The 23,119-nt window shown below is 62.6% G+C and carries 24 protein-coding genes; 11 read left to right on the top strand and 13 right to left on the bottom strand.

Going from position 1 to position 23,119, the window contains the following annotated elements; genetic code table 11:
• Position 1 precedes the first annotated feature (1 nt).
• A complete protein-coding gene (locus tag DM806_RS21450) occupies positions 2-847 on the bottom strand; it encodes an AAA family ATPase (RefSeq protein WP_179045190.1) in 846 nt (281 codons plus the stop codon).
• Positions 848-921: 74 nt separating this feature from the next.
• Positions 922-1,602: a DUF6975 family protein gene (locus DM806_RS21445; protein WP_179045189.1), complete on the bottom strand. Its 681-nt coding sequence runs from the start codon at positions 1,600-1,602 to the stop codon at positions 922-924.
• A gap of 575 nt (positions 1,603-2,177) precedes the next feature.
• On the opposite strand from DM806_RS21445, the gene DM806_RS21440 reads away from it, so the two are divergent.
• Positions 2,178-2,906 carry an FkbM family methyltransferase gene (locus DM806_RS21440; protein WP_179045188.1) on the top strand — a complete coding sequence of 243 codons (729 nt, stop codon included), beginning with the start codon at positions 2,178-2,180 and terminating at the stop codon, positions 2,904-2,906.
• A 303-nt stretch (positions 2,907-3,209) separates the two neighbouring features.
• Here DM806_RS21440 and rpoD read toward each other — a convergent pair whose 3' ends face one another.
• Genes rpoD through DM806_RS21420 form a run of 4 tightly spaced genes read right to left on the bottom strand, consistent with a single transcriptional unit; the run spans position 3,210 to position 8,130 of the window.
• Positions 3,210-5,255 (bottom strand): RNA polymerase sigma factor RpoD, encoded by a 2,046-nt coding sequence (gene rpoD / locus DM806_RS21435; protein WP_179045187.1) that lies wholly within the window; start codon positions 5,253-5,255, stop codon positions 3,210-3,212.
• Between the two features lie 45 nt (positions 5,256-5,300).
• Entirely contained in the window at positions 5,301-7,208 is a 1,908-nt protein-coding gene (gene dnaG, locus DM806_RS21430) for a DNA primase (protein WP_179045186.1), read from the bottom strand.
• Positions 7,205-7,618, bottom strand: coding sequence for an endonuclease domain-containing protein (locus tag DM806_RS21425; RefSeq protein WP_179045185.1), 414 nt, complete (start codon positions 7,616-7,618; stop codon positions 7,205-7,207). The genes dnaG and DM806_RS21425 overlap by 4 nt, the downstream gene beginning before the upstream one ends.
• 59 nt (positions 7,619-7,677) lie before the next feature.
• Positions 7,678-8,130, bottom strand: a complete 453-nt coding sequence (locus tag DM806_RS21420) for a GatB/YqeY domain-containing protein (RefSeq protein WP_179045184.1) — start codon at positions 8,128-8,130, stop codon at positions 7,678-7,680.
• A 154-nt stretch (positions 8,131-8,284) separates the two neighbouring features.
• On the opposite strand from DM806_RS21420, the gene carA reads away from it, so the two are divergent.
• The 6 genes from carA (at position 8,285) to DM806_RS21390 (ending at position 14,749) form a co-directional block, all read left to right on the top strand.
• On the top strand, positions 8,285-9,463 hold the full coding sequence (carA, locus tag DM806_RS21415; protein WP_179045183.1) for a glutamine-hydrolyzing carbamoyl-phosphate synthase small subunit: 1,179 nt from the start codon (positions 8,285-8,287) through the stop codon (positions 9,461-9,463).
• Complete coding sequence (locus DM806_RS21410) at positions 9,460-9,828, top strand: ribonuclease E inhibitor RraB (RefSeq protein WP_179045182.1); 369 nt, start codon at positions 9,460-9,462, stop codon at positions 9,826-9,828. The genes carA and DM806_RS21410 overlap by 4 nt, the downstream gene beginning before the upstream one ends.
• Before the next feature lie 71 nt (positions 9,829-9,899).
• A complete protein-coding gene (locus tag DM806_RS21405) occupies positions 9,900-10,196 on the top strand; it encodes a hypothetical protein (protein WP_179045181.1) in 297 nt (98 codons plus the stop codon).
• Positions 10,189-13,524: a carbamoyl-phosphate synthase large subunit gene (gene carB / locus DM806_RS21400; protein ID WP_179045180.1), complete on the top strand. Its 3,336-nt coding sequence runs from the start codon at positions 10,189-10,191 to the stop codon at positions 13,522-13,524. Before DM806_RS21405 ends, carB begins: the two co-directional genes overlap by 8 nt.
• 84 nt (positions 13,525-13,608) lie before the next feature.
• Positions 13,609-14,085: a transcription elongation factor GreA gene (gene greA / locus DM806_RS21395; RefSeq protein WP_179045179.1), complete on the top strand. Its 477-nt coding sequence runs from the start codon at positions 13,609-13,611 to the stop codon at positions 14,083-14,085.
• Between the two features lie 4 nt (positions 14,086-14,089).
• Entirely contained in the window at positions 14,090-14,749 is a 660-nt protein-coding gene (locus tag DM806_RS21390) for a rhomboid family intramembrane serine protease (protein ID WP_179045178.1), read from the top strand.
• A 49-nt stretch (positions 14,750-14,798) separates the two neighbouring features.
• On the opposite strand, the gene DM806_RS21385 is transcribed toward DM806_RS21390, so the two are convergent.
• The 5 genes from DM806_RS21385 to DM806_RS21365 form a co-directional block, all read right to left on the bottom strand.
• On the bottom strand, positions 14,799-15,020 hold the full coding sequence (locus DM806_RS21385) for a DUF4170 domain-containing protein (RefSeq protein WP_179045177.1): 222 nt from the start codon (positions 15,018-15,020) through the stop codon (positions 14,799-14,801).
• Positions 15,021-15,203: 183 nt separating this feature from the next.
• On the bottom strand, positions 15,204-15,845 hold the full coding sequence (locus tag DM806_RS21380; protein ID WP_179045176.1) for a DUF883 family protein: 642 nt from the start codon (positions 15,843-15,845) through the stop codon (positions 15,204-15,206).
• Complete coding sequence (locus DM806_RS21375; RefSeq protein ID WP_179045175.1) at positions 15,838-16,161, bottom strand: hypothetical protein; 324 nt, start codon at positions 16,159-16,161, stop codon at positions 15,838-15,840. The genes DM806_RS21380 and DM806_RS21375 overlap by 8 nt, the downstream gene beginning before the upstream one ends.
• Positions 16,158-16,544, bottom strand: a complete 387-nt coding sequence (locus DM806_RS21370; protein WP_179045174.1) for a hypothetical protein — start codon at positions 16,542-16,544, stop codon at positions 16,158-16,160. Before DM806_RS21370 ends, DM806_RS21375 begins: the two co-directional genes overlap by 4 nt.
• Positions 16,545-16,620: 76 nt before the next feature.
• Positions 16,621-17,232, bottom strand: a complete 612-nt coding sequence (locus DM806_RS21365; RefSeq protein ID WP_179045173.1) for a hypothetical protein — start codon at positions 17,230-17,232, stop codon at positions 16,621-16,623.
• A 224-nt stretch (positions 17,233-17,456) separates the two neighbouring features.
• Here DM806_RS21365 and eno point away from each other — a divergent pair, with 224 nt between their 5' ends.
• From eno to DM806_RS21345, 4 genes are all read left to right on the top strand, one after another.
• The gene (gene eno / locus DM806_RS21360) at positions 17,457-18,731 is read left to right on the top strand and encodes a phosphopyruvate hydratase (RefSeq protein WP_179045172.1); all 1,275 of its coding nucleotides are present in this window, start codon (positions 17,457-17,459) and stop codon (positions 18,729-18,731) included.
• Positions 18,732-18,822: 91 nt separating this feature from the next.
• Positions 18,823-19,134 (top strand): FtsB family cell division protein, encoded by a 312-nt coding sequence (locus DM806_RS21355; RefSeq protein ID WP_179045171.1) that lies wholly within the window; start codon positions 18,823-18,825, stop codon positions 19,132-19,134.
• Between the two features lie 233 nt (positions 19,135-19,367).
• Positions 19,368-20,447, top strand: a complete 1,080-nt coding sequence (gene pdhA, locus DM806_RS21350) for a pyruvate dehydrogenase (acetyl-transferring) E1 component subunit alpha (RefSeq protein ID WP_179045170.1) — start codon at positions 19,368-19,370, stop codon at positions 20,445-20,447.
• Positions 20,447-21,835 carry a pyruvate dehydrogenase complex E1 component subunit beta gene (locus tag DM806_RS21345; protein WP_179045169.1) on the top strand — a complete coding sequence of 463 codons (1,389 nt, stop codon included), beginning with the start codon at positions 20,447-20,449 and terminating at the stop codon, positions 21,833-21,835. The genes pdhA and DM806_RS21345 overlap by 1 nt, the downstream gene beginning before the upstream one ends.
• 40 nt (positions 21,836-21,875) lie before the next feature.
• Here the strand turns inward: DM806_RS21345 and DM806_RS21340 are convergent, their stop codons facing one another.
• Both DM806_RS21340 and DM806_RS21335 read right to left on the bottom strand, forming a co-directional pair.
• A complete protein-coding gene (locus DM806_RS21340; protein WP_179045168.1) occupies positions 21,876-22,529 on the bottom strand; it encodes a TadE/TadG family type IV pilus assembly protein in 654 nt (217 codons plus the stop codon).
• Positions 22,530-22,537: 8 nt separating this feature from the next.
• Positions 22,538-23,119 carry a TadE/TadG family type IV pilus assembly protein gene (locus tag DM806_RS21335; RefSeq protein WP_179045167.1) on the bottom strand — a complete coding sequence of 194 codons (582 nt, stop codon included), beginning with the start codon at positions 23,117-23,119 and terminating at the stop codon, positions 22,538-22,540.

The raw sequence follows: 23,119 nt of genomic DNA, 5'->3' as shown, positions 1-23,119 counted from the left end.
TTTACCGCCCTTGCCGACGGGCCATGAAGGCCAGCCGTTCGAACATCATGATGTCCTGCTCATTCTTGAGCAGGGCGCCATGGAGGGGCGGGATCGCCTTGGTCGGGTCGCTGTTCTGAAGGATGTCGAGCGGCATGTCCTCGTTCAGCAGCAGCTTCAGCCAGTCGAGTAGTTCGCTGGTGCTAGGTTTCTTCTTGAGGCCGGGGACGTCGCGTATTTCGTAGAAAATCTCCATCGCCTTGCTCACCAGAATCTTCTGGATACCGGGGAAATGGACATCGACGATCGCCTGCATCGTGTCGCGGTCGGGGAATTTGATATAGTGGAAGAAGCAGCGGCGCAGGAAAGCGTCGGGCAGTTCCTTCTCGTTGTTCGACGTGATGACCACAACCGGACGTTCGGCCGCCGCGATCGTCTCGCCCGTCTCGTAGACGTGGAAGGCCATGCGATCCAGTTCCTGCAACAGGTCGTTGGGAAACTCGATATCGGCTTTATCGATCTCGTCGATCAGCAGCACGGGCAATTTGGGGGAGGTGAAGGCCTCCCACAGCTTGCCCTTGCGGATATAGTTGGAAATCTCGTGGACGCGCGGGTCGCCCAACTGCCCGTCGCGCAGGCGGGCGACGGCGTCATATTCGTAAAGGCCCTGATGCGCCTTGGTCGTCGATTTGACGTTCCATTCGATCAGCGGGGCGTCCAGCACCTTGGCGATTTCCTGCGCCAGCACGGTCTTGCCGGTGCCCGGTTCGCCCTTCACCAGCAGCGGTCGGCGCAGCAGCACGGCGGCGTTGACGGCGACCTTCAGATCGTCGGTGGCGACATAATCCTGCGTGCCTTCAAAGCGCATCCTGCAATCCCGTCCCGTTGCCATTGGCAACCGGACTAGGCAATGCGGCGCGCGGGTGCAATGCGTTTATACGGTCAGCCCGCCCTGACGCGGACGGCGGCGCGGGCGCTCAGCAGATCCCACAGGCCGCGATGCTGGGCGAGGAGCTGGCGCGCGCCGAACTGGATCGCGCGATCGATGCCGTCGTCGCCGCCGATGGCGCGGGCGACGTCCAGCGTGGCGGCGCGGTCGGGCAGGCCGCAGGGTTGCGGTTCCAGGCCGGCGCGGATCGCCGCCATGTCGAGCACATGGCGCATCGCGCGCCAGTCCAGCACCAGCGCCATCGCCGCGCCCATGGCGCAACCGCGCCGGTCGGACTGGGCAAGCGTGTCGAGCGCATGGCGCTGCTGGCTGACGGCGGTTTCGCAATCGGCCTGGCCCGCCGTGCTGGGGGCGGGGCCGGCGGCGACCGTGACGTGGGTCAGATAGGCGCGCTCCGCGGCGAAGGCGTCGCCCGCCTCGATCAGCCAGCGGCGCGCGGCATTGTCGGTCGAGCGGGTGGCGGCATAGTCGATCACGCCGGGATGGCGGCCATGAAGCAGCGAGATGTAGGAGGCCGCATCGGCCAGGTCGGACAGCGGCAACTGGCCTTCGCGCACCACGCCCATGCTGGCGCGGTTGGCATAGCTGTGCGCGGCGGTCCCATCGGCGGCGACGAGCGCTTCGAGGACCCGCGATATGTCGCCAAATTGATAGCGGGGGGCCGCTTCGCTCATGCTCCAGATCCCTGTGATGCCCCGCCCATGCAGGGAGAAGCCCGAAAATAGGGAGGCCGAGTAAACGTCCGGTTTACAGAATCAGAAAGGGCGACCGTGAAAGCCGCCCTTTTCCGTCAAGGATGGTTAATTTATATTTACCGATCCACTTTAATTCTACCGGTCGAGGAAAATCCGCATCCTGCGCGCGCGTGACCGGCGTTTGGGCGTGCGCTGCCCCTTCGCCTCCAACGGGCGGATGGGTCGTCATGCGCTCATCGCTTCGCACCCCAAATGTACCGCAATGCCAGATAGTGCGGTTCTTCCCAGAGGAGTTTGCCCTTGATGCACGTGGGCAATGCGAAGCCGTTGCTTTGCCGCACTTAAAAGCTTGCCGATTGCCGGAAATGACGGGCCGTGGGAGTGCATGCCATCCCCGAATTTCCGAAATATGTCATACGCAGTTTGCAAATGACGATTGCTATGCCATGCCCTATGCAAATCTGGATGGGTAATCAGGAAAGACAAGATCTTAATGCATTGTAACGGCTGAGAAATTGGCTGCCATGCTACTTGGATGTCGAGAAGGAGAGATGATGTTACCGGCCTATGAAGCGATGGTGGAAGACGTATATAGTTCTCTGCTGATTTCTGGGGATGTCGCGATAGATGTCGGTTCGCATAATGGCCGGCATTCCATTCCCATGGCGGAAAAGGTGGGAAAAGATGGCAGAATTTACTGCTTCGAGCCCTTGCCTGCGCAATTTGCCAATTTCCAGAATTTGGTAGACGAGCGGAACTTGCAACAAATTTCCGTTTTCAATATCGCGCTGGGAACTGAAGATGGCAAGGCAACCTTTACGTCGGTTCCCGATTTTCCGGAATTCAGTGGATTTAAAGAGCGTCAATATCACGATCATCACGTCCGCGTGGAATCAATAGAAGTCGAAGTTCGATCGATAGATTCTTTCTTTTCCGATATTAATAAAGTAAAATTCATAAAAATCGATACGGAAGGCGGAGAGTTGACTGTTTTGCGCGGCGCTTCCGGTCTTATTTCTCGATCGCGTCCGTTCATTTCATTTGAACTTGGGGACTCGTCTCTTATAAACTACGAATATACATCAAATGATTATTTCTCCTATTTCGAGGATATGGGGTATAAGATATTCTCCATATTCGGTATCGAGCTGGATAGATCTCAATTTGTTCAGTTTTCGGCTGAACAGTTTTTCTGGGATTATGTGGCCATCCCGCGCGAGAAGGCGTGGCCAGCAGCGCATGGGCCGATCCGCACCCTTGTCGCGCAAATGTCGGGATTATAAGTTTGATGTCAGAGCGGCGTGGTTTGCACCTGCTTGGCATCGATCCCTGCTCAAGGCATAAGCGTGTCTTAAACTGGTCGCCCGACGCAAAATAAATGCGGCTTTGGAAGCATTTTAAAGAAGGTGCGATCGGCTGCGGGCGCGAAGATGGCGTAAGATAAGATTGGAGCGGCCAATCCGGTGGAATCGGGTTGAAATCCGTTCCAGTCTTTAACCTTCTGAGGTTTTTCTTGCCTGTGGTGATAAAAAAGGGGGGGCAGCACACAGGCGCTGCCCCCCCTTTTTTATCAATAGCCCTTGATTTTACTGGTCGAGGAAAGACCGCATCTTGCGCGAGCGCGAGGGGTGCTTGAGCTTGCGCAGCGCCTTCGCTTCGATCTGACGGATACGTTCGCGGGTCACGCTGAACTGCTGGCCCACTTCTTCGAGCGTATGGTCGGTGTTCATGCCGATGCCGAAGCGCATGCGCAGCACGCGCTCCTCGCGCGGGGTCAGCGAGGCAAGGACGCGGGTAACCGTTTCCTTGAGGTTCGCCTGGATAGCGGCATCCACCGGGATGATCGCGTTCTTGTCCTCGATGAAATCGCCCAGATGGCTGTCTTCCTCGTCGCCGATCGGCGTTTCGAGGGAGATCGGCTCCTTGGCGATCTTCATCACCTTGCGCACCTTTTCGAGCGGCATGGAAAGGCGCTCGGCCATTTCTTCCGGCGTCGGTTCGCGGCCCTGCTCGTGCAGGAACTGGCGGCTGGTGCGGACCAGCTTGTTGATCGTTTCGATCATATGGACCGGTATGCGGATGGTCCGCGCCTGGTCCGCGATCGAACGGGTGATCGCCTGGCGAATCCACCAGGTGGCGTAGGTGCTGAACTTGTAGCCGCGGCGATATTCGAACTTGTCCACCGCCTTCATCAGGCCGATATTGCCTTCCTGGATGAGGTCCAGGAACTGAAGGCCGCGGTTCGTATATTTCTTCGCGATGGAGATGACGAGGCGCAGGTTCGCCTCCACCATTTCCTTCTTCGCGATGCGCGCTTCACGCTCGCCCTTCTGCACCATGTTCACGATGCGGCGGAATTCGCTCAAGGACATGCCGGTCGCCTGGGCGATCTCGTTCACCTCGTTGCGGATGCGTTCGACGGCGCGCGCTTCGGCAGCGGCGAAAGCGGCCCATTTCTTGTCGAGGCCCTGCACCTTTTCCAGCCAGGCGTCGTCCAGCTCGTTGCCGACATAGCGGTCGAGGAAATCCTTGCGGCTGACCTTGTGACGCTCCGCCAGACGCAGCATCTGGCCGCCCAGCGCGGTCAGTCGGCGGTTATAGGCGTAGAGCTGATCGACCAGATATTCGATCTTCTGCTGGTGGAACTGGACGCTTTCGACTTCGGCGGTCAGGCTTTCACGCAGCGCCTGATAATCGTCCTCGGCCTTCTGGCTCAGCGTTTCGCCATTGGCCATGGCGACCATGCGCGATTCCTGCGCGGCGGAGAAGGTGCGGAAGATGTCCGTGATGGTCGCGAACTTCTCCAAAGCCATCGGCTTCAGGGTCTCTTCCATCTGGGCGAGGGAGAGGGTGTTGTCCTCTTCCTCTTCTTCCTCGTTGCGGCGGGCGCGGGGCGCGCCGTCCTCGTCCTCGTCGGCGTCGGCGGATTCCTCCTCCGGCTCTTCCTCTTCCTTGAAGCTGGGACCGGCGGTCTTCTCGCTGATTTCGCCATCGTCATCCTCGGCGCCTTCCTCCAGATTTTCCGGAGCAGGATCCTTGGACAGCATGGCGTCGAGATCGAGAATCTCGCGCAACTGCATTTCGCCGTTGTTGAGGGCGGTCGACCATTCGATGATCGCGTTGAAGGTGGTCGGGCTTTCGCACAGGCCCAGGATCATCGTGTCGCGGCCGGCCTCGATCCGCTTGGCGATGGCGATTTCGCCCTCACGGCTGAGCAATTCCACTGCGCCCATTTCGCGCAGGTACATGCGAACGGGATCGTCGGTGCGATCGACCGTTTCCTTCTTCTTCTCGGTGACGAGCTTGGGGCCGTCATCGTCGTTCGAATCGTCCTCGGCGTCCTCGGCATCCTCGCGCTCGCGCTGCTCGTCGCCGTCTTCGCTGGCTTCCTCATTCTCGACGATGTTGACGCCCATCTCGTTGAGGGCCGCCATGATATCCTCGATCTGCTCGGACGACATCTGGTCCTGCGGCAGGGCGTCGTTCAGCTCGTCGTAGGTGATGTAGCCGCGCTTCTTCGCACGGGCGATCAGCTTCTTGACCGAGGCTTCGTTGAGATCGAGCAGGGGGGCGTCGCCGCCATCCTCGCCATCGCTCACGCTGCCATTCTTGCTGTTCGCCTTGGTCGCCATCTATTCGCCTTACTTCGTCGCCCTTTTAGAAAGGGCTAACCTAAATCAAACAATGTCTTCGGACTGCGCAAGTTCCGCCAGACGACGGTCGTGATCGGCCTTCAGCGCGCGAACGCGCTGCTGTTCAGCGAAATTCTCCTCGCTGAAGTCGCTCTCGAACCGCCTCGTGGCCTCCACCAGTGCCGTTTCCAACTCCGGTCCCTGCGCCATCACTCGAACGGCCTCCTCCAGATCGCGGGCAAGGCGATCAGGGTCGGTGGCCATCCTGTCGGGAGTGAGTGTGAACGCATCGGCCCGGAGCATCCCCTTGGCCATATTATACAACTCACCTTGCCCCAATATGGTAAGGAGGGCCTGCGTTTCAACTGTTTCTTTGCGAAAGGACAGGCTGATCATCGCAGCGAGCAGTTGCGCGAGCAACGGATCGCCGATTTGCAGGGCCGACAGCATCTCCCGATGAGGCGCGATCTGCTCGGGATGGCGCAGCAGGGCGGCCAGGATCGCGCGCAGCAGGCGCTGCTCCATGCCGCTGGCGCCGATCGCACGGGCTTCGCTGCCAACGGGGGGAATTGGCGGTTTCCAGTTGCCCCGCTTGTCGCGTTGCCAGCGGCCGGCACTGTTGCCGCCGCCCTGAAAGCGCTGTTGCGCCGGGGCCGAGTCGCGGCGGGCGAAGAAGAGGGCGTCGTATCGCTCGCGAAATTCATGGGCGTAATGGGCGCGCACATCGGGATGTGCAATCGCATCCGAAATGGCGCGAAGGCGCTGCTTGAGGGCGGCTTTCTGTTCCGGCGTATCCAGCGGGGCGACGGACATCTCATGTTTCCAGAGGCGTTCGATCAGCGACTCGGCGCCGTTCAGCACGGACTCCATCGCTTGTCGGCCGCTGGCGCGGATCAGGTCGTCGGGATCCTGTCCGGTCGGGAGTGTCGCGAAGGCGAGGCTGTGGCCGGGACGTAGCAGGGGGAGCGCGCGGGTGGCGGCGCGGATCGCGGCCTTCTGTCCGGCCGAATCGCCGTCAAAGCAGAGGAGGGGGACCTCCACCATCTTCCACAGCCGCTCGATCTGATGCTCGGTGAGCGCAGTGCCGAGCGGGGCGACCGCTTCGCCGAAACCGGCCTGCGCCAGCGCGATCACGTCCATATAGCCTTCGACCACGATGACGCGGCCGGTCGAGCGGCTGGCTGGGGAGGCGCGATCGATATTGTAGAGGGTGCGCCCCTTGTCGAAGAGCGGCGTGTCGGGCGAGTTCAGATATTTGGGTTCTCCCGCGCCCAGGATGCGGCCGCCGAAGGCGATGACGCGGCCGCGAATGTCGCGGATCGGCAGCATGAGACGGCCGCGGAAGCGGTCATAGGTGTCGCGTTTCTTGGCTTTTCCGCCATCCGGCTCGGCCCCGTCGGGATCGATGAGCAGCCCGGCCTCGACCAGCATCGGCTCGCCAAAATCCTTGAGCGCGGTCTTAAGGCGGCCGCGTCCGTCGGGCGAATAGCCAAAGCCAAAGGCGCGGCGGGTGGCGTCGCTGATGCCGCGTTTGCCGAGATAGGCGCGCGCCTCCCCGCCGTCGATGCCGCCCAGTTGCTCCTCGAAAAAGCCCTGCGCGGCGGCCATGGCGTCGTGCAGCCCCCTGGCCTGTTCGGCGCGCTTGGCGGCGCGCGGGTCGGCGGCGGGGACGTCCATGCCGGCGGTGGCCGCCAGTTCCTTCACCGCCTCCATGAAGGGAAGGCCGCGCTGGTCGGTCATCCAGCGGATCGCATCGCCATGCGCGCCGCAGCCGAAGCAATGGTAGAAGCCCTTCTCGTCGTTGATCGTGAAGCTTGGCGTCTTCTCGTTATGGAAGGGGCAGCAGGCCTTATATTCGCGGCCGGCCTTCGTGACCTTGATGGTCTTGCCGATGAGGGTCGAAAGCGAGGTGCGCGCGCGCAGTTCGTCCAGCCATTGCGGGGTGAGGGTCATGAGCGCTCTTCCCCCTCCCGCGTGCGGGAGAGGGGCAGGGGGGTGGGCTGGACCGGGCCACCCAAAGCTGCCCTCACGATGGTTTCCAACACGCCCTCTAGATTGTCTGTAAGATCATTATTCCAGAAGCGGATCAGCCGGTAGCCCTGCGCTTCGATCTTTCTGGTTCGCACGGCGTCATAATCTGCCGCATCGACATGCTGGCTGCCGTCGAGTTCGACAACCAGCTTTCGGGAACGGCAGACGAAATCACTTATGAACCCGGCTATGGGCATCTGGCGGCTGAATTTCAGGCCTGCGAGTTGTGCGCCTTTGATGTGGTTCCACAACAGGCGCTCCGCATCAGTGGCGTTGTTGCGCAGATTGCGCGCATCATCGGTCGGACGTGCCAGTCGATAGGGCGAGCCCACCCCCCGGCCCCCTCCCGCAGGCGGGAGGGGGAGAGTGCGTGGCGCTCCCCCGTCGTCGTTCACCCAAGCGCCGCCTTCACCAGCCCGCTGGCCTTGCTCATGTCGATCACCGTGCCATGGCGTTCCTTCAGCACCGCCATCACGCGGCCCATGTCCTTCACGCTTTCCGCGCCGACTTCGGCCTTGATCCCCTCGATCGCGGCCTTCGTCTCTTCCTCGCTCAGCTGCTGGGGCAGGAAGCCTTCGATCACGTCCAGTTCGACCTGTTCCTTGGCGGCCAGTTCGTCGCGGCCGCCGCTCCTGAACATATCGATCGATTCGCGGCGCTGCTTCACCATCTTCTGCAGCACTTCCACGACCACGGCGTCGTCGTCCGGCACGCTGGACGCGGTGCGCAGTTCGATGTCGCGGTCCTTCAGCTTCGCCAGGATCAGGCGCACGGCGGCCAGACGGTCCTTGTCGCCGGCCTTCATCGACTCGATCTGGGCGCTCTTGATGGTGTCGCGAATCATGGGCGAATGAATCCTGTCTCTTCGGGAAAGGAGTAGATATAACGGCAAAAGAGATTTTTAACAGACGTTGACCTTGGGAGGATGCGCGCCTACCTGACCGGCCGTTTAACCCGCTCCAGACGGGTTCCCGCAAAAGCATAAAGGACCGCAGACCATGGCAGACGCCAAGACCCTCATTGTGCCCAAAGGAGCGACAGGGGTCGTGGTTTTTGCGGACGGCTCCGCTGTCTTCGGTCGCGGCTTCGGCGCGGTCGGCGATGCGGTGGGCGAACTCTGCTTCAACACGTCTATTACCGGCTATCAGGAGATCATGACCGATCCCTCCTATGCCGGGCAGATCATCAACTTCACCTTCCCCCATATCGGTAATGTCGGCACCAATCTGGACGATGTCGAGGCGGCCTCGCCCCATGCGCTCGGCTGCATCGTGCGGCAGAATGTCACCGCGCCCAGCAATTTCCGCAATGTCGAACCGTTCGACCAGTGGATGCGCGAAAATGGCCGCATCGGCCTTGCCGGGGTCGACACCCGCGCGCTGACCCGCCTGATCCGCATCAAGGGCGCGCCCAATGTCGTGATCGCCCATGATCCCGAGGGCAAGTTCGATATCGCCGCGCTCGCCGCCAAGGCCGCAAGCTGGCCGGGCCTCGAAGGCATGGACCTCGCCATCGAAGTCACGGGCAAGGAAAGCCGCCTGTGGAAGGACGGCGTGTGGAAGCTGGGCCACGGCTATGGCCTCGATGAGGCGGGCGATGAGCGCCCCCATGTCGTCGCGATCGATTATGGCGCGAAGAACAATATCTTCCGCAATCTGGTGCAGGCCGGCGCGCGCGTCACCGTGCTGCCCGCCACGGCCAGCTATGAACAGGTGATGGAGCAGAAGCCCGACGGCGTGTTCCTGTCCAACGGTCCGGGCGATCCGGCCGCGACCGGCGCCTATGCCGTGCCGGTGATCGCCGCGCTGCTGACCGACAATATGCCGATCTTCGGCATCTGCCTTGGCCACCAGCTGCTGGGCCTGGCGGTCGGCGCCAAGACGATCAAGATGCATCAGGGCCATCGCGGCGCGAACCATCCGGTCAAGCGCCTGTCGGACGGTCTGGTCGAGATTACGTCGATGAATCATGGCTTTGCGGTCGATGTCGACACGCTGCCCGCCAATGCGCGATCGACCCATGTGTCGCTGTTCGACGGCAGCAATTGCGGCATCGAACTCACCGACAAGAACGCCTTTTCGGTACAATATCATCCCGAAGCCTCGCCCGGCCCGCAGGACAGCTTCTATCTGTTCAAGCGGTTCGTGGACGGCATCAAGAAGCCGGTCGCGGCGTGAGCCAGAACCTGCCCCCGGTGGACGAAGCGCGCCTTGCCGCAGAGTGGGAGGCGGACAAGGCCGTCCTCGCCAATCTGGCCGCCAATGGCGACGTGGCGCGGATCGCCCGGCCCGTGGACGTCAGCTTCAAGGGCAGCGAGAAGGATTTCGAGCGCGTCCTGACCATCGCCAGCCAGTTCGGCTTTGTCGAACTGGACCGGGAAGAGGATGAGGAAGGCGACCTGTTCCTGTTTCTGGAATGCGTGCAGCCGGTCGACGAAGCCTCGATCCGCGCGCTGACCAAAAAGTGCCTCCAGATCGAAATCCTCTGCGGCGTCGAATATGACGGCTGGGGCTGCGAGGCGCAGGCGGGGGGCGTGCATTGATTTTTGATTGGCTCTTCGTCCATTGGAGAGCCGTTCTCATTACGGTATTCCTCGCTTTCCTGGCGATTTCGATGCTCGTCAAGTTCATCATCGATCTTCGAAAGATCGAAGCTTTTGATCGTGATGACATCAAGTACTTTCAGTACTGCGCGGCGCACTGGATGTGCGATCGGATCGTTAAACGAGCCGAACCGATGGGGTGGGATTTGGTCAGGCGCGAGGATGCTGAACATAATTGTGAAAGAATAACTTTCAAAGCCAGCGATGGCGCTCCGCCCCTTTCGAAGCTTTTGATAAGCCTTCATTGGTCCGGCTTCCCGATTAAGCCACAACATATGCAATTGGATTGCGATAAGCCCGATGCCTAAAAGAACCGACATCTCCTCCATCCTCATTATCGGCGCTGGTCCGATCATCATCGGCCAGGCGTGCGAGTTCGATTATTCGGGCACGCAGGCGGTGAAGGCGCTCAAGGAAGAGGGCTATCGCATCATCCTGGTGAATTCCAACCCGGCCACGATCATGACCGACCCGGAATTTGCCGACGCGACCTATGTCGAGCCGATCACGCCCGAAATCGTGGCGAAGATCATCGAGAAGGAGCGGCCCGATGCGGTGCTGCCGACCATGGGCGGGCAGACCGCGCTGAACACGGCGCTGGCGCTCTATAATGACGGCACGCTGGAAAAGTTCGGTGTCCAGATGATCGGTGCGGACGCCGAAGCCATCGACAAGGCGGAAGACCGGATCAAGTTCCGCGACGCGATGGACAAGATCGGCCTTGAAAGCGCCCGTTCGCGCATCGCGCACACGATGGAAGAGGCGCTGGAGGCGCTGGAGTTTACCGGCCTTCCCTCGATCATCCGCCCCAGCTTCACCATGGGCGGCACCGGCGGCGGCATCGCCTATAATCGCGAAGAGTTCGTCAACATCGTGCGTGGCGGTCTGGACGCGTCGCCGACGACCGAGGTGCTGATCGAGGAATCGCTGATCGGCTGGAAGGAATATGAGATGGAGGTTGTGCGGGATCGCAACGACAACGCCATCATCATCTGCTCGATCGAAAATGTCGATCCGATGGGGGTCCACACCGGCGACTCCATCACCGTCGCGCCCGCGCTGACGCTGACCGACAAGGAATATCAGATCATGCGCAACGCGAGCATCGCGGTGCTGCGTGAAATCGGCGTGGAAACAGGTGGTTCCAACGTGCAGTTCTCGGTCAATCCGAAGGATGGCCGCCTGATCGTGATCGAGATGAACCCGCGTGTGTCGCGTTCCTCGGCGCTGGCGTCGAAGGCGACCGGCTTCCCGATCGCCAAGGTCGCGGCGAAGCTGGCCGTCGGCTATACGCTGGACGAGATCGAGAATGACATTACCGGCGCGACCCCGGCGTCGTTCGAACCGACCATCGACTATGTCGTGACCAAGATCCCGCGCTTCGCCTTCGAAAAGTTCAAGGGCGCCGAGCCGCTGCTCGGAACCGCCATGAAGTCCGTCGGCGAAGTCATGGCGATCGGCCGCAACATTCATGAATCGATGCAGAAGGCGCTGCGCGGTCTGGAAACCGGCCTCAGCGGCTTCAATCAGGTCGACCATCTGGTCGGCGCGCCCAAGGACGACATCATCGCCGCGCTGGCGCAGGCGACGCCTGATCGGCTGCTGGTCGCCGCGCAGGCTCTGCGCGAAGGCCTCACCGTTCAGGAAATCCATAATATCGCCAAGTTCGACCCCTGGTTCCTGGAGCGGATCAAGGAAATCGTCGACGCCGAAGCCGAAGTGCTGGAAAACGGCCTGCCGCAGGATGCGGACGGCATGCGCCGCCTCAAGGCCATGGGCTTTTCCGACAAGCGCCTCGCTTGGCTGGCGCTCAAGTCCGCGAACCTGCGCGGCAATGAGCGCGGCATCGCGCGCGGTTCGGGCCTGATCCACGACGCCGTCGTCGCCATGACCGGCGGCGTGACCGAAGAGGAAGTGCGCAAGCTGCGTCACAGGCTGGGCGTGCGCCCGGTGTTCAAGCGCATCGACACCTGCGCCGCCGAGTTCGAGGCGAAGACGCCCTATATGTATTCGACCTACGAAGCGCCGATCTTCGGCGAGGCGGAGAATGAGGCGCAGCCCAGCGACCGGAAGAAGGTCGTGATCCTGGGCGGCGGTCCGAACCGGATCGGGCAGGGCATCGAGTTCGACTATTGCTGCGTCCATGCCTGCTTCGCGTTGGGCGAGGTCGGCTATGAGACGATCATGGTCAACTGCAACCCGGAAACGGTGTCGACCGACTATGACACGTCCGATCGCCTGTATTTCGAGCCGCTGACGGCGGAGGATGTGCTGGAAATCCTGCATGTCGAAATGTCGCAGGGGACGCTGGCCGGCGTGCTGGTGCAGTTTGGCGGGCAGACGCCGCTCAAGCTGGCGCAGGCGCTGGAGGATGCGGGTATCCCGATCCTGGGCACCAGCCCGGACGCGATCGACCTGGCCGAGGATCGCGAGCGCTTCGCCGCGCTGATCGACAAGCTGAAGCTCAAGCAGCCCGCCAACGGCATCGCCCGCAGCCGTGAGGAGGCGATCGCGGTCGCCAACCGCATCGGCTATCCGGTGCTGATGCGTCCGTCCTACGTCCTTGGCGGTCGCGCCATGGAGATCGTCGACGGTCAGGCGCAGCTGGAGGAATATATCACCACCGCCGTGCAGGTGTCGGGCGATTCCCCGGTGCTGATCGACCAGTATCTGCGCGATGCGGTCGAGGTGGACGTGGACGCGCTGTGCGACGGCGACGATGTCGTGGTGGCGGGCGTACTCCAGCATATCGAGGAAGCGGGCGTCCATTCCGGTGACAGCGCCTGTTCGCTGCCGCCTTACAGCCTGTCGGACGAGGTCATCGCGGAAATCGAGCGGCAGACCGAGGTTCTGGCCCGCGCGCTTTCGGTGCGCGGCCTGATGAACATCCAGTTCGCGGTCAAGGACGGGGTGGTCTATCTGATCGAGGTCAACCCGCGCGCCAGCCGCACCGTGCCCTTCGTCGCCAAGGCGATCGGCACGCCCATCGCCAAGATTGCCAGCCGCGTGATGGCGGGCGAGAAGCTGAAGGATTTGCCGACGATCGACCGCAACGCGATCAGCCATGTCGCGGTCAAGGAAGCGGTTTTCCCGTTCGGTCGATTCCCCGGCGTCGACCCGGTCCTCTCGCCCGAAATGAAGAGCACCGGCGAAGTCATGGGAATCGACAGCAATTTCGCGACCGCCTTCGCCAAGGCGCAGCTGGGCGCGGGTACTGTGCTGCCGACCAGCGGCACGGTCTTCGTGTCGGTCAAGGACAGCGACAAGCCGGTTATCCTGCCGGCGGTGCAGAAGCTGGCGGGCATGGGTTTTACCATCATCGCGACGGGCGGCACCGCGTCCTATCTGGAAGGGCAGGGCATCGCGGTCGAGACGGTGAACAAGGTGGCCGAGGGACGCCCGCACATCGTCGACCGGATCACCGACGGCGACGCGCATCTGATCTTCAACACCACCGAAGGCTGGCAGTCGCTCAAGGACAGCAAGGCGATCCGCACATCGGCGCTGCGCGCCAAGATCGCCAGCTTCACCACGGCAGCGGCCAGCGTCGCTGCGGCGGATGCGATCGAGGCACTTCGGGGGCATGCCCTTGAAGTGCGCTCGCTCCAGTCCTATTATCCCCTGTCGCAAGCCTGAACCCCTGCACAAGGAATGATGCTGCGGGGCGGCTCCTGTCGAAGGAGTCGCCAGAGGGAAGTTTTGACGAAGGATTTTTAGGGAATGGCGACCGTCGAGAAGATGCCGATGCTGCAGCAGGGCTATGACAAGCTCAATGCGCAGCTCCGCGAACTGAAGGCCGAACGACCCCTGATCGTGGACGCCATCGAGGAAGCGCGGGCGCATGGCGACCTGTCGGAAAATGCCGAATATCATGCGGCCAAGGAACGGCAGGGCCAGGTCGAGGCGACGATCAACGATCTGGAAGACAAGCTGTCGCGCGCCCAGATTATCGATCCGACCACATTGTCGGGCAACAAGATCGTGTTCGGCGCGACCGTGACGCTGTTGGACGAGGACGACAAGCCGATCCAGTATCAGATTGTGGGCCAGGCCGAGGCGGACGCCAAGGCGGGCATGATCAGCTATAACAGCCCGCTGGGCCGTGCGCTGATCGGCCGCGAAGTCGGCGACGAGGTCGAAGTGTCGGTCCCGTCGGGCGACAAATTCTACCTGGTCGACAAGATTCAGTTCATTTGACGCCGTGAGACTGCCAGCCGGTCGCGCCACCAACGGGATCGCGGCGATCAGTGTCGCCGCCTTCCTCCTCCTGTACCTGACGGGCAAGGTGGATGACGCCGCAATCCTTGGCGGTTTCATCCCTGCGCGTATCGGCGAACCGGCCCTGTTGCAGGGCATGGTGGCGGTGCCGACCTGGCTGACGCCGCTGTCCTGCACGCTCATCCATGCCGGATGGCTTCACATCGGTTTCAACATGCTGATGCTGCTCTTCTGCGGGCGGCAGGTGGAGCATGTGCTGGGCTGGGGCGGGACGCTGTTGCTCTACGGCGTCGGCGGCTATGCGGCCTGTCTGGCGCAATGGGCGATCGATCCGGCCTCGACCAATCCGATGGTGGGGGCGAGCGGGGCGATTTCCGCGATCCTGGCAACCTATTCCCTGCTCTACAGCCAGCAGCAGGTGCGCAGGGTGGGGCCGCTATCGGCCAATCTGGTGCGGGTGCTATGGCTGGCGGCGGGCTGGGTCGCGATCCAGCTCATGATCGGGGTGGCGACGTCCGGTGGGTTCAGCGATCTGGGCCAGATCGCGATTGCCGCACATATCGGCGGCTTTTTGGCAGGGCTGGCGCTGACGCGGCCGCTGTTGCGCTGGCGCTTCCGAAAGAAGCCGCGGGTAGTGAACTGAAAATCAAAACCCGTTCAGGCTCAGCCCGAACGGGTTGGGGAAGACTGGATCAGCCGTTCGGCAGTTCCGGTTCCAGCAAGCGGTGCAGGTGCACGATCACATAGCGCATCTCGGCATCGTCGACGGTGCGCTGCGCGGCGCTGCGCCAGGCCTTTTCGGCCGAGGCATAGTCGGGAAACACACCGACCAGATCGACCTGGCTCAGGTCCTGAAATTCCAGCGTCTGCGGGTTGGTGACGCGACCACCCATCACCAGATGCATCTTGCTCATGGTCTCATTGTTCTCCTTTAGCTGATGGCGAGCGCGTGCATTTTTTCCGTCGCATCGCTTTCCACAAAATCCGATCCCGCCTGTCAGCGGGTTCGGATTTTAGTGGGCGATGCTCTAGCACTGACGTCGCGATCAGCCAAGGAGAGGAGAGGCAAGTGTCGATTGCGTATCGGGCAATCGCGATTAGTTTTTCGGCAATCGCGCCTTGATCGCTTCGCTCAGCGCATCGACTTTGGCTGCGACCAGAGTGGCGACATCGTCGGCGAGCTTCGACGCCCTGGCAGGGATTTCGGCCGATGCGACGCTGTCCTTCGCGCTCGACGCGGCATCGCCCGCAGCGTGCAGCGCGTTGCTCGCGCCCTGCTTCACCGTTTCCGCGCCTTCGACGGCAGCGTCGCGCGCGGCGACGGCGGCATCGGCGGCTGCGTCCCGCGCGGTCACGGCTGCTTCGGCCGCTGCGGCACGGGCAGCGATGGCGGCTTCCACCACTTTCGTCCCGGCGCTGGCGGCAAGGCCGGGCAGCGCCTTCATCGCGCGACGGCTCTTGGGAAACATCCAGGCGACGACGGCGCCCACGGCGACCGCGCCGGCGACGGCCGCGATCGGATGTTCCTGCACGATCTCGTTCGCGCGTGCGGCCACGCGCTGGGTGCGGTCCTTCGCATCGCCATAGGCCTCGCTCGCCTTGTCGCGCCCGCTCTGGAGCAGGTCGCCGGCACTTTCGCGTGCCTTGTCGGTGGTGTCCTTGATCCGGTCGGTCGCGGTAATCGCCGCATCATTGGCGGCTTCCCGAACGCGGGTGAATTGGGCGCGGATGTCAGCCATCGTCAGTCTCCGAATTTTCTGAATCTTGGTTCCTGAAGCGAACGTATAGCCGCCGGAAAAGTGCCGCCAGCGGGCGCCGGGCCAGGAAAAGCCCAAAGGCGCCGGCCGCTGCGCCGATTGCGACGGGCCGCTGCTGCACCTTGGCGGCGACGAGCGCGATGCCGTCCTTGGCCGCGCCGCCGATCCCGTCCTTCACATCCTGCTTGAGGCGCGCGGGCGCGACGCGCGCCTTGGCGTCCTCCGCGGTGGCGAGCAGTTGGGCACGTGCGGCGTCGGCGCGTACAGAGGCTTCGCGAAAGTCGAGTTCCCGACTCATGGCCTGATCGCTTTCTTCATGCGGCTGATGCAGCCCTTGGCCGCGAGCAACAGCACGACCACGATCAGCAGCGCGCCGCCGACCACGATCAGCGTGCCCCAGAGCGGCCCGACCTGCTGGGCGAGGGCGATGATGAGGCCGATCAGCAACGCGACAATGCTGGCAAAGGCCAGGATCAGGGCAATGCCGCCAAGGATCGCGGCGTTGCGGATGCCCGCTGCAGCAATGCCCGCACGCAGTTTCTGCTTTTCCGCCTCGGCAGCGGCATAGGCGCATCCGTCAGCGTAAAGGCGGGCGAACACGTCCTTCACGCTCTCGTCGGACGCGTCATGCTGCCCATCGGCCCGCGGCGTCACCGCCGTTTCCGCTGGTTCGTCGATCAAAAATCCCTCCGCCCCGCCTTGCGGGCCTGTGCGTCCGTTCAGGAACGTGCGTCGGTCAAGGAAGCAGGCGCGCCGATCAGGCCTTATCGTCCGATCCCTTGGCGAGGCGCATCAGCACATAGCCGACCACCGCCGCCGCGCCGATCGCCACCGCCGGGCTCTTGCGGACAAAGTCGCGCGCCTCGGTCATCAGCTCGTCGACATCCTTGCTGTCCAGCGTATCTGCTGCACCGGCCACCGATTCCGCCGCCTGGCGCGCATAGTCGCCATATTGCGGGCCGAGCTTCGCGTCGACCGTCCCGGCCGTGTCGGAAATCAGCTTGGCAAGGCTCTGCATCGCGGTGCCGGTCTTGTCCTTGGCGGCGTCGGCGGCAGACCGGGCGGTCTTGCCCGCCTGCTCCTTGATCGGCGTCCAGTCGACAGCGTTGATCTTGTCGGCGGCGGCCTTCGCGACCTTTTCGGCCTGCTCCTTGATCGGCGCGATCTGTGCGGCCCAGCCATGGGAAGCGGCGCCATTGCCCGGCTTCTTGGGCGCAGGAGCCTTGCGCGTCGCGGCCTTCTTGACCGGCGCCGCCTTGACCGGCGCAGCGGCGGCAGTCGTCGCCTTGACCGGCTTCGCCTTTACAGGCTTGGCCACGGGCGTCTTCTTCACGCGCTTGACGGGCGGGGTTTCCGGTGTGTCGGCCATCGTCGTCAATCTCCCTTTCATGTCCAGCATGGCGGCCGCGGGGGAACGCGGCGGGGTCATGCTCCTAATGCTTCGCGGCGGCCTACAGTTCCGTTGCCGTTACATTTTGAGCATCGGCATTTTTTCGCATCGCGCAACCCCCCGCATTGCCAAGGCGGGAGGCGCTGGCTAAGCGGGGCGCGAAATAGCCCCGGCCGTGCAGGGCCGTTCATCAGGGAGCGATCATGACCGCTATTCTCGACATCCACGCCCGCCAGATCCTCGACAGCCGTGGCAACCCCACCGTCGAAGTCGACGTCATGCTGGAAGACGGCAGCTTCGGCCGCGCCGCCGTGCCTTCGGGCGCCTCCACCGGCGCCTATGAGGCGGTCGAGAGGCGCGACGGCGACAAGAGCAAATATCTGGGCAAGGGCGTGCTTCAGGCCGTTGCCGCCGTCAATGACGAGATTGCCGAGCAGATCATCGGCCTCGACGCCGAGGACCAGGCCGAAGTCGACGCCGCGATGATCGCGCTCGACGGCACCGAGAACAAGTCGCGCCTGGGCGCCAACGCGATCCTGGGCGTGTCGCTCGCCACCGCCAAGGCCGCCGCCGATGCGCGCGGCCTGCCGCTCTATCGCTATGTCGGCGGCGTGTCGTCGCATGTCCTGCCGGTGCCGATGATGAACATCATCAACGGCGGCGAACATGCCGACAACCCGATCGACTTCCAGGAATTCATGATCATGCCGGTCGGTGCGGAAAGCATCGCCGACGCGGTCCGCATCGGTTCGGAAATCTTCCACACCCTCAAGAAGGGCCTGCATGACAAGGGTCTGGCGACCTCGGTCGGCGACGAGGGCGGCTTCGCCCCCAACATCGCCTCCACCCGCGATGCGCTCGACTTCATCATGCTGTCGGTCGAGAAGGCGGGCTACAAGCCGGGCGACGACGTCGTGCTGGCGCTGGACTGCGCCGCGACCGAATTTTTCAAGAACGGCAAGTATGAGATTTCGGGCGAAGGCCTGTCGCTCAGCCCGGTCGAAATGGCCGATTATCTCGCCGCGCTCTGCGCCGACTATCCGATCAAGTCGATCGAGGACGGCATGAGCGAGGATGATTTCGAGGGCTGGAAGGCGCTGACCGACAAGATCGGCAACAAGGTCCAGCTGGTCGGCGACGACCTGTTCGTCACCAACCCCGCGCGCCTCGCCATGGGCATCGGCAAGGGTCTGGCCAATTCGCTGCTGGTGAAGGTGAACCAGATCGGTACGCTGACCGAAACGCTGGCTGCCGTCGATCTGGCCCACCGCTCGCGCTACACGGCGGTCATGTCGCACCGTTCGGGCGAGACCGAGGATGCGACCATCGCCGACCTCGCCGTCGCGACCAATTGCGGCCAGATCAAGACCGGTTCGCTGGCCCGTTCGGACCGGTTGGCCAAGTACAACCAGCTGATCCGCATCGAGGAAGAACTGGGCGATATCGCCGTCTATGCGGGGCGCTCGATCTTCCGTTAAAAGTCGGTCCTGAAGGACCAAAATATTCGGCCGGTCGCAAGTTGACATTTTTTCACTTGCGGCCGGCCTTTTGCTGTGATTCCACTAGTCCATGGCGCATATCGCGAAACTTCGACTGTTGCTGGCGTCGGCCTTTGGTCCTGCGATCGCGCTGCTCCTGCTGCTTTCGTTCGCGGGCTATGTCGTGCTGGGGTCGAACGGCGTGCTGGCCTGGGGCGATTATACCCGCCAGCTGCGTCAGGCGCAGGCGGAACTCAAGAAGACCCAGGAAGCCCGCGCCGAACTGCGCAACCGCGTCGACCTGCTCAATCCGCGCCGGGTCGATCCCGACCTGTCGGATGAACTGATCCGCCGCCAGCTTGGCGTGATTCACCATGACGAAGTGATCGTCCCGCTCAACTGAACCTTGCGCGCGCTGGTGTGCTGCGCAAGGATTTTGCGCCGGAAAAGCCGTCTCGGTAATAATGCTGCGAGCGTGTCGAAGCCTCCGCCGCAGAGCGCCTTGAGAGTCATCAGTTTTCGGCGGCAGCTATTGGTTTTGCCCGGATTCCGCGGCGTCCGCCGTTGCAATATATGCAACTCTGCCGCTATATCGAGGCTCCTTCCATCCTACCCCCACGCAAAAGGATAACAGCCTTGGCGAAACCAACGACGCCGCGCGCAGCGAGCGCAAAGGCAAAGGCGGCTGCACCCGCCACTGCCGGTGCGGACCATAACCGCCCGCGCCCGCAAACGCCGACTGACTACAAGGCCAGCAAGGAAGAGCTGCTGGAATTCTATCGGCAGATGGTTCTCATTCGTCGCTTCGAGGAAAAGGCCGGCCAGCTTTACGGCCTGGGTTTCATCGGCGGCTTCTGCCACCTCTATATCGGCCAGGAAGCGGTCGCGGTGGGCATCCAGTCGGCGCTCAAGCCCGGCAAGGACAGCGTCATCACCGGCTATCGCGATCATGGTCACATGCTGGCCTATGGCATCGATCCCAAGGTTATCATGGCCGAACTGACTGGTCGCGAAGCGGGTATCTCGCGCGGCAAGGGCGGTTCGATGCACATGTTCAGCGTCGAACATAAATTCTACGGCGGTCACGGCATCGTCGGCGCGCAGGTGTCGCTGGGCGCAGGCCTGGGCTTCGCGCACAAATATAACAATGACGGCGGCGTCTGCGTCGCCTATTTCGGCGACGGCGCGGCCAACCAGGGCCAGGTCTATGAATCCTTCAACATGGCCGAGCTGTGGAAGCTCCCGATCATCTTCGTGATCGAGAACAACCAGTATGCCATGGGCACCAGCGTCAACCGCGCCTCGTCGGAAGACCAGCTCTACCGTCGCGGCGAAAGCTTCCGCATCCCCGGCCTCCAGGTTGACGGTATGGACATTCTCGCCGTGCGCGGCGCGACCGAGGAAGCGCTGAAGTGGGTGCAAGAGGGCAATGGCCCGATCCTGCTGGAAATGAAGACCTACCGCTATCGCGGTCACTCCATGTCCGATCCGGCCAAGTACCGGTCGCGTGACGAAGTGCAGGCCGTGCGCGAAAAGTCCGACCCGATCGAGGGCGTGAAGAAATATCTGATCGATGCCGGCGTCAGCGAAGACGAGATCAAGGTGATCGATCAGGATATCCGCAAGATCGTCGCTGAGGCGGCCGATTTCGCCGAAACTTCGCCTGAACCCGAAGCGCATGAACTCTATACCGACGTGCTGGTGGAGCAATATTGATGGGTATCGAAATCAAGATGCCGGCCCTTTCCCCGACGATGGAAGAAGGCACGCTGGCCAAGTGGCTGGTGAAGGAAGGCGACGAAGTGAAGTCCGGCGACATCCTCGCCGAAATCGAAACCGACAAGGCGACGATGGAATTCGAAGCCGTCGATGAAGGCAAGATCGGCCAGATCGTGATTGCCGAAGGCACCGAAGGCGTGAAGGTCGGCACCGTCATCGCGACGATGGCTGGAGATGGGGCGGGCGAGGACGGCGAAGCGGCCGCTCCGGCGCCTGCAGCACCCAAGGCTGCGGAAGCCCCCAAGGCCGAGGAAGCGCCCAAGAAGGCCGAAAGCGGCACGTCCAAGCTGGCGTCGGAAGCCCGGGCGACCGTGCAGGACCCGGATCTTCCGGCCGGCACCGAGTTCGTCAAGACGACCGTCCGCGAAGCACTGCGCGACGCGATGGCTGAAGAAATGCGCAAGGATGAGCGCGTCTTCGTGATGGGCGAGGAAGTGGCCGAATATCAGGGCGCCTACAAGGTCACGCAGGGCCTGCTGGACGAATTCGGCGACAAGCGCGTCATCGACACGCCGATCACCGAATATGGCTTTGCCGGCATTGGCGCGGGTGCGGCCATGGGCGGCCTGCGTCCGGTCATCGAGTTCATGACGTTCAACTTCGCCATGCAGGCGATCGACCACATCATCAACTCGGCGGCCAAGACCAACTACATGTCCGGCGGCCAGATGCGCTGCCCGATCGTGTTCCGTGGTCCCAACGGCGCGGCCAGCCGCGTTGGCGCGCAGCACAGCCAGAACTATGGTCCCTGGTATGCCGCCGTCCCCGGCCTGATCGTCATCGCGCCCTATGACGCGGCCGACGCCAAGGGCCTGCTCAAGGCCGCGATCCGCTCGACCGACCCGGTCGTGTTCCTGGAGAATGAACTTCTCTACGGTCGCAGCTTCGACGTGCCCAAGGTTGACGATTATGTCCTGCCGATCGGCAAGGCGCGCATCATGCGTCCGGGCAAGGACGTGACGCTGGTCAGCTATTCGATCGGCGTGGGCCTGGCGCTCGACGCGGCGGAAACGCTGGCGGCCGAGGGCATCGACGCCGAAGTGATCGACCTGCGCACGCTGCGCCCGCTCGACACCGCGACGGTGCTGGAGAGCCTGAAGAAGACCAACCGCCTCGTCGTGGTGGAAGAAGGCTGGCCGACCTGCTCGATCGCGTCGGAAATCGCTGCCGTGGTCATGGAAAAGGGCTTCGACGATCTCGACGCCCCGGTCCTGCGCGTCACCAACGAGGACGTGCCGCTGCCTTACGCCGCCAACCTCGAAAAGGCGGCGCTGATCGACGCGGCCCGCGTGGTCGAGGCAGCCAAGAAGGTCTGCTACAAGTAAGAAGAGGAAAGGGCGGTCCTGACGGGCCGCCCTTTTTCCATCAGGTGCAGGCGGCGGTGGCCGAAGTCGCCAGGTTGCCCGCGTTCTTGATCGCCTGATCGGTCCGTTCGCGCACATTGAAGGCGCTGCTGTAACGGATCACCCTGTTGCCGAAGATCGCATTGCTGACCAGCGGCTGGTAATTATAGGCGACTTCCACGAACATGACGGCGGTGCCGCTGGAGGCGGTCACTTTGGTCGCAGCCGTGGTGCCTGGCCCCATGCCCAGCACCATGCTCGCATCATTCTGGCCATTGCCCGCCACGCCATAGCTGGACGTGAAGCTGCCGCTGCCCCAGCAACGCTGCCAACGAATATATTGACCGGTGTTCGGGCTGGCTTTGCCGTTGGGTTCAAGGTCGGACAGGAAGATGCGGCCATTGGCTTTCAGCCTCAACGCCTCTGTCGACAGGTCCGCGCCGGTCATGATCTCATTGACGTCGGCTTCGTCGATCGAGGTACGGACGCGCGCGGCATTGTCGGCGACGAGCATGGCGACCTGGCTGACGCGCAAATGCGCCAGCGCCAGATTGGCGCATTCGAGACCCGCCAGGCATAATATCACCAATACCGGCAAGGAGATGGCGAACTCGATCAGTGCCACACCGCGATCATCGCGATGCAGGCGGTCCGCGAAAGGGAAAAGACGGGGCATCGGCGTCCTCAGCAACGGATCGTCGGCGCGCTCTGGTTGGACCAGGGCTGGTTGCGGACCATGGTGGTGGCGGTGGCGGATTGCGTTGCGCTCCATCCGAGAAATTTTGCCATCGGAAACAGGCGCGGCATCGACACGGTGACTTCGTAATAGACGATATCGTCCGCGCCACCCAGGCCAGACGCACCGCTGTTCGTGTCGTAAGTGCCGTTGTTGTTGGCGTCTTCGTAGCAGTCGCCCGTATTGTAGGTGCCCAGAGGAGCCGTGTCGGTGGTGATCTTTTCCGGCTTCCCGACGCGGGAGAAGTTATAATAGCTCTTCTTTGTCGTCGAAGTCGTGCCGTTCTTGGTGTTGATCGTGGCCATCTGCGCTTCGATATAGGCATCGATCTGGGTCGTATTGAGCGTGCCGACCGATGCCGCGCGTGCGGCCTTTTCCAGAACCCCGCGCGTAACCGCGCGCAGATAGGATTGATAGGCCAGGTCGCCGATCGCCATGATGGTAAGGATCAAAACCGGCGCGACCAGTCCGAACTCCAGCAGCGTCGCGCCCCGCGCATGATCGCGCAGGCGGGCAAGGAGGCGTCGCAT

It is taken from the genome of Sphingobium lactosutens (genome assembly GCF_013393185.1).
GTDB lineage: Bacteria > Pseudomonadota > Alphaproteobacteria > Sphingomonadales > Sphingomonadaceae > Sphingobium > Sphingobium lactosutens_A.
This window is presented reverse-complemented; position numbering and strand designations above follow the sequence as displayed.

Excerpts from the sequence above, each read along its gene's own strand:
- DM806_RS21450 (WP_179045190.1), bottom strand. The coding sequence starts at position 847 with ATGCGCTTTGAAGGCACGCAGGATTATGTCGCCACCGACGATCTGAAG.
- DM806_RS21445 (WP_179045189.1), bottom strand. The coding sequence starts at position 1,602 with ATGAGCGAAGCGGCCCCCCGCTATCAATTTGGCGACATATCGCGGGTC.
- DM806_RS21440 (WP_179045188.1), top strand. The coding sequence starts at position 2,178 with ATGTTACCGGCCTATGAAGCGATGGTGGAAGACGTATATAGTTCTCTG.
- rpoD (WP_179045187.1), bottom strand. The coding sequence starts at position 5,255 with ATGGCGACCAAGGCGAACAGCAAGAATGGCAGCGTGAGCGATGGCGAG.
- dnaG (WP_179045186.1), bottom strand. The coding sequence starts at position 7,208 with ATGACCCTCACCCCGCAATGGCTGGACGAACTGCGCGCGCGCACCTCG.
- DM806_RS21420 (WP_179045184.1), bottom strand. The coding sequence starts at position 8,130 with ATGATTCGCGACACCATCAAGAGCGCCCAGATCGAGTCGATGAAGGCC.
- carA (WP_179045183.1), top strand. The coding sequence starts at position 8,285 with ATGGCAGACGCCAAGACCCTCATTGTGCCCAAAGGAGCGACAGGGGTC.
- DM806_RS21405 (WP_179045181.1), top strand. The coding sequence starts at position 9,900 with ATGCTCGTCAAGTTCATCATCGATCTTCGAAAGATCGAAGCTTTTGAT.
- carB (WP_179045180.1), top strand. The coding sequence starts at position 10,189 with ATGCCTAAAAGAACCGACATCTCCTCCATCCTCATTATCGGCGCTGGT.
- greA (WP_179045179.1), top strand. The coding sequence starts at position 13,609 with ATGGCGACCGTCGAGAAGATGCCGATGCTGCAGCAGGGCTATGACAAG.
- DM806_RS21385 (WP_179045177.1), bottom strand. The coding sequence starts at position 15,020 with ATGAGCAAGATGCATCTGGTGATGGGTGGTCGCGTCACCAACCCGCAG.
- DM806_RS21380 (WP_179045176.1), bottom strand. The coding sequence starts at position 15,845 with ATGGCTGACATCCGCGCCCAATTCACCCGCGTTCGGGAAGCCGCCAAT.
- DM806_RS21375 (WP_179045175.1), bottom strand. The coding sequence starts at position 16,161 with ATGAGTCGGGAACTCGACTTTCGCGAAGCCTCTGTACGCGCCGACGCC.
- DM806_RS21365 (WP_179045173.1), bottom strand. The coding sequence starts at position 17,232 with ATGGCCGACACACCGGAAACCCCGCCCGTCAAGCGCGTGAAGAAGACG.
- eno (WP_179045172.1), top strand. The coding sequence starts at position 17,457 with ATGACCGCTATTCTCGACATCCACGCCCGCCAGATCCTCGACAGCCGT.
- DM806_RS21355 (WP_179045171.1), top strand. The coding sequence starts at position 18,823 with ATGGCGCATATCGCGAAACTTCGACTGTTGCTGGCGTCGGCCTTTGGT.
- DM806_RS21345 (WP_179045169.1), top strand. The coding sequence starts at position 20,447 with ATGGGTATCGAAATCAAGATGCCGGCCCTTTCCCCGACGATGGAAGAA.
- DM806_RS21340 (WP_179045168.1), bottom strand. The coding sequence starts at position 22,529 with ATGCCCCGTCTTTTCCCTTTCGCGGACCGCCTGCATCGCGATGATCGC.
- DM806_RS21335 (WP_179045167.1), bottom strand. The coding sequence starts at position 23,119 with ATGCGACGCCTCCTTGCCCGCCTGCGCGATCATGCGCGGGGCGCGACG.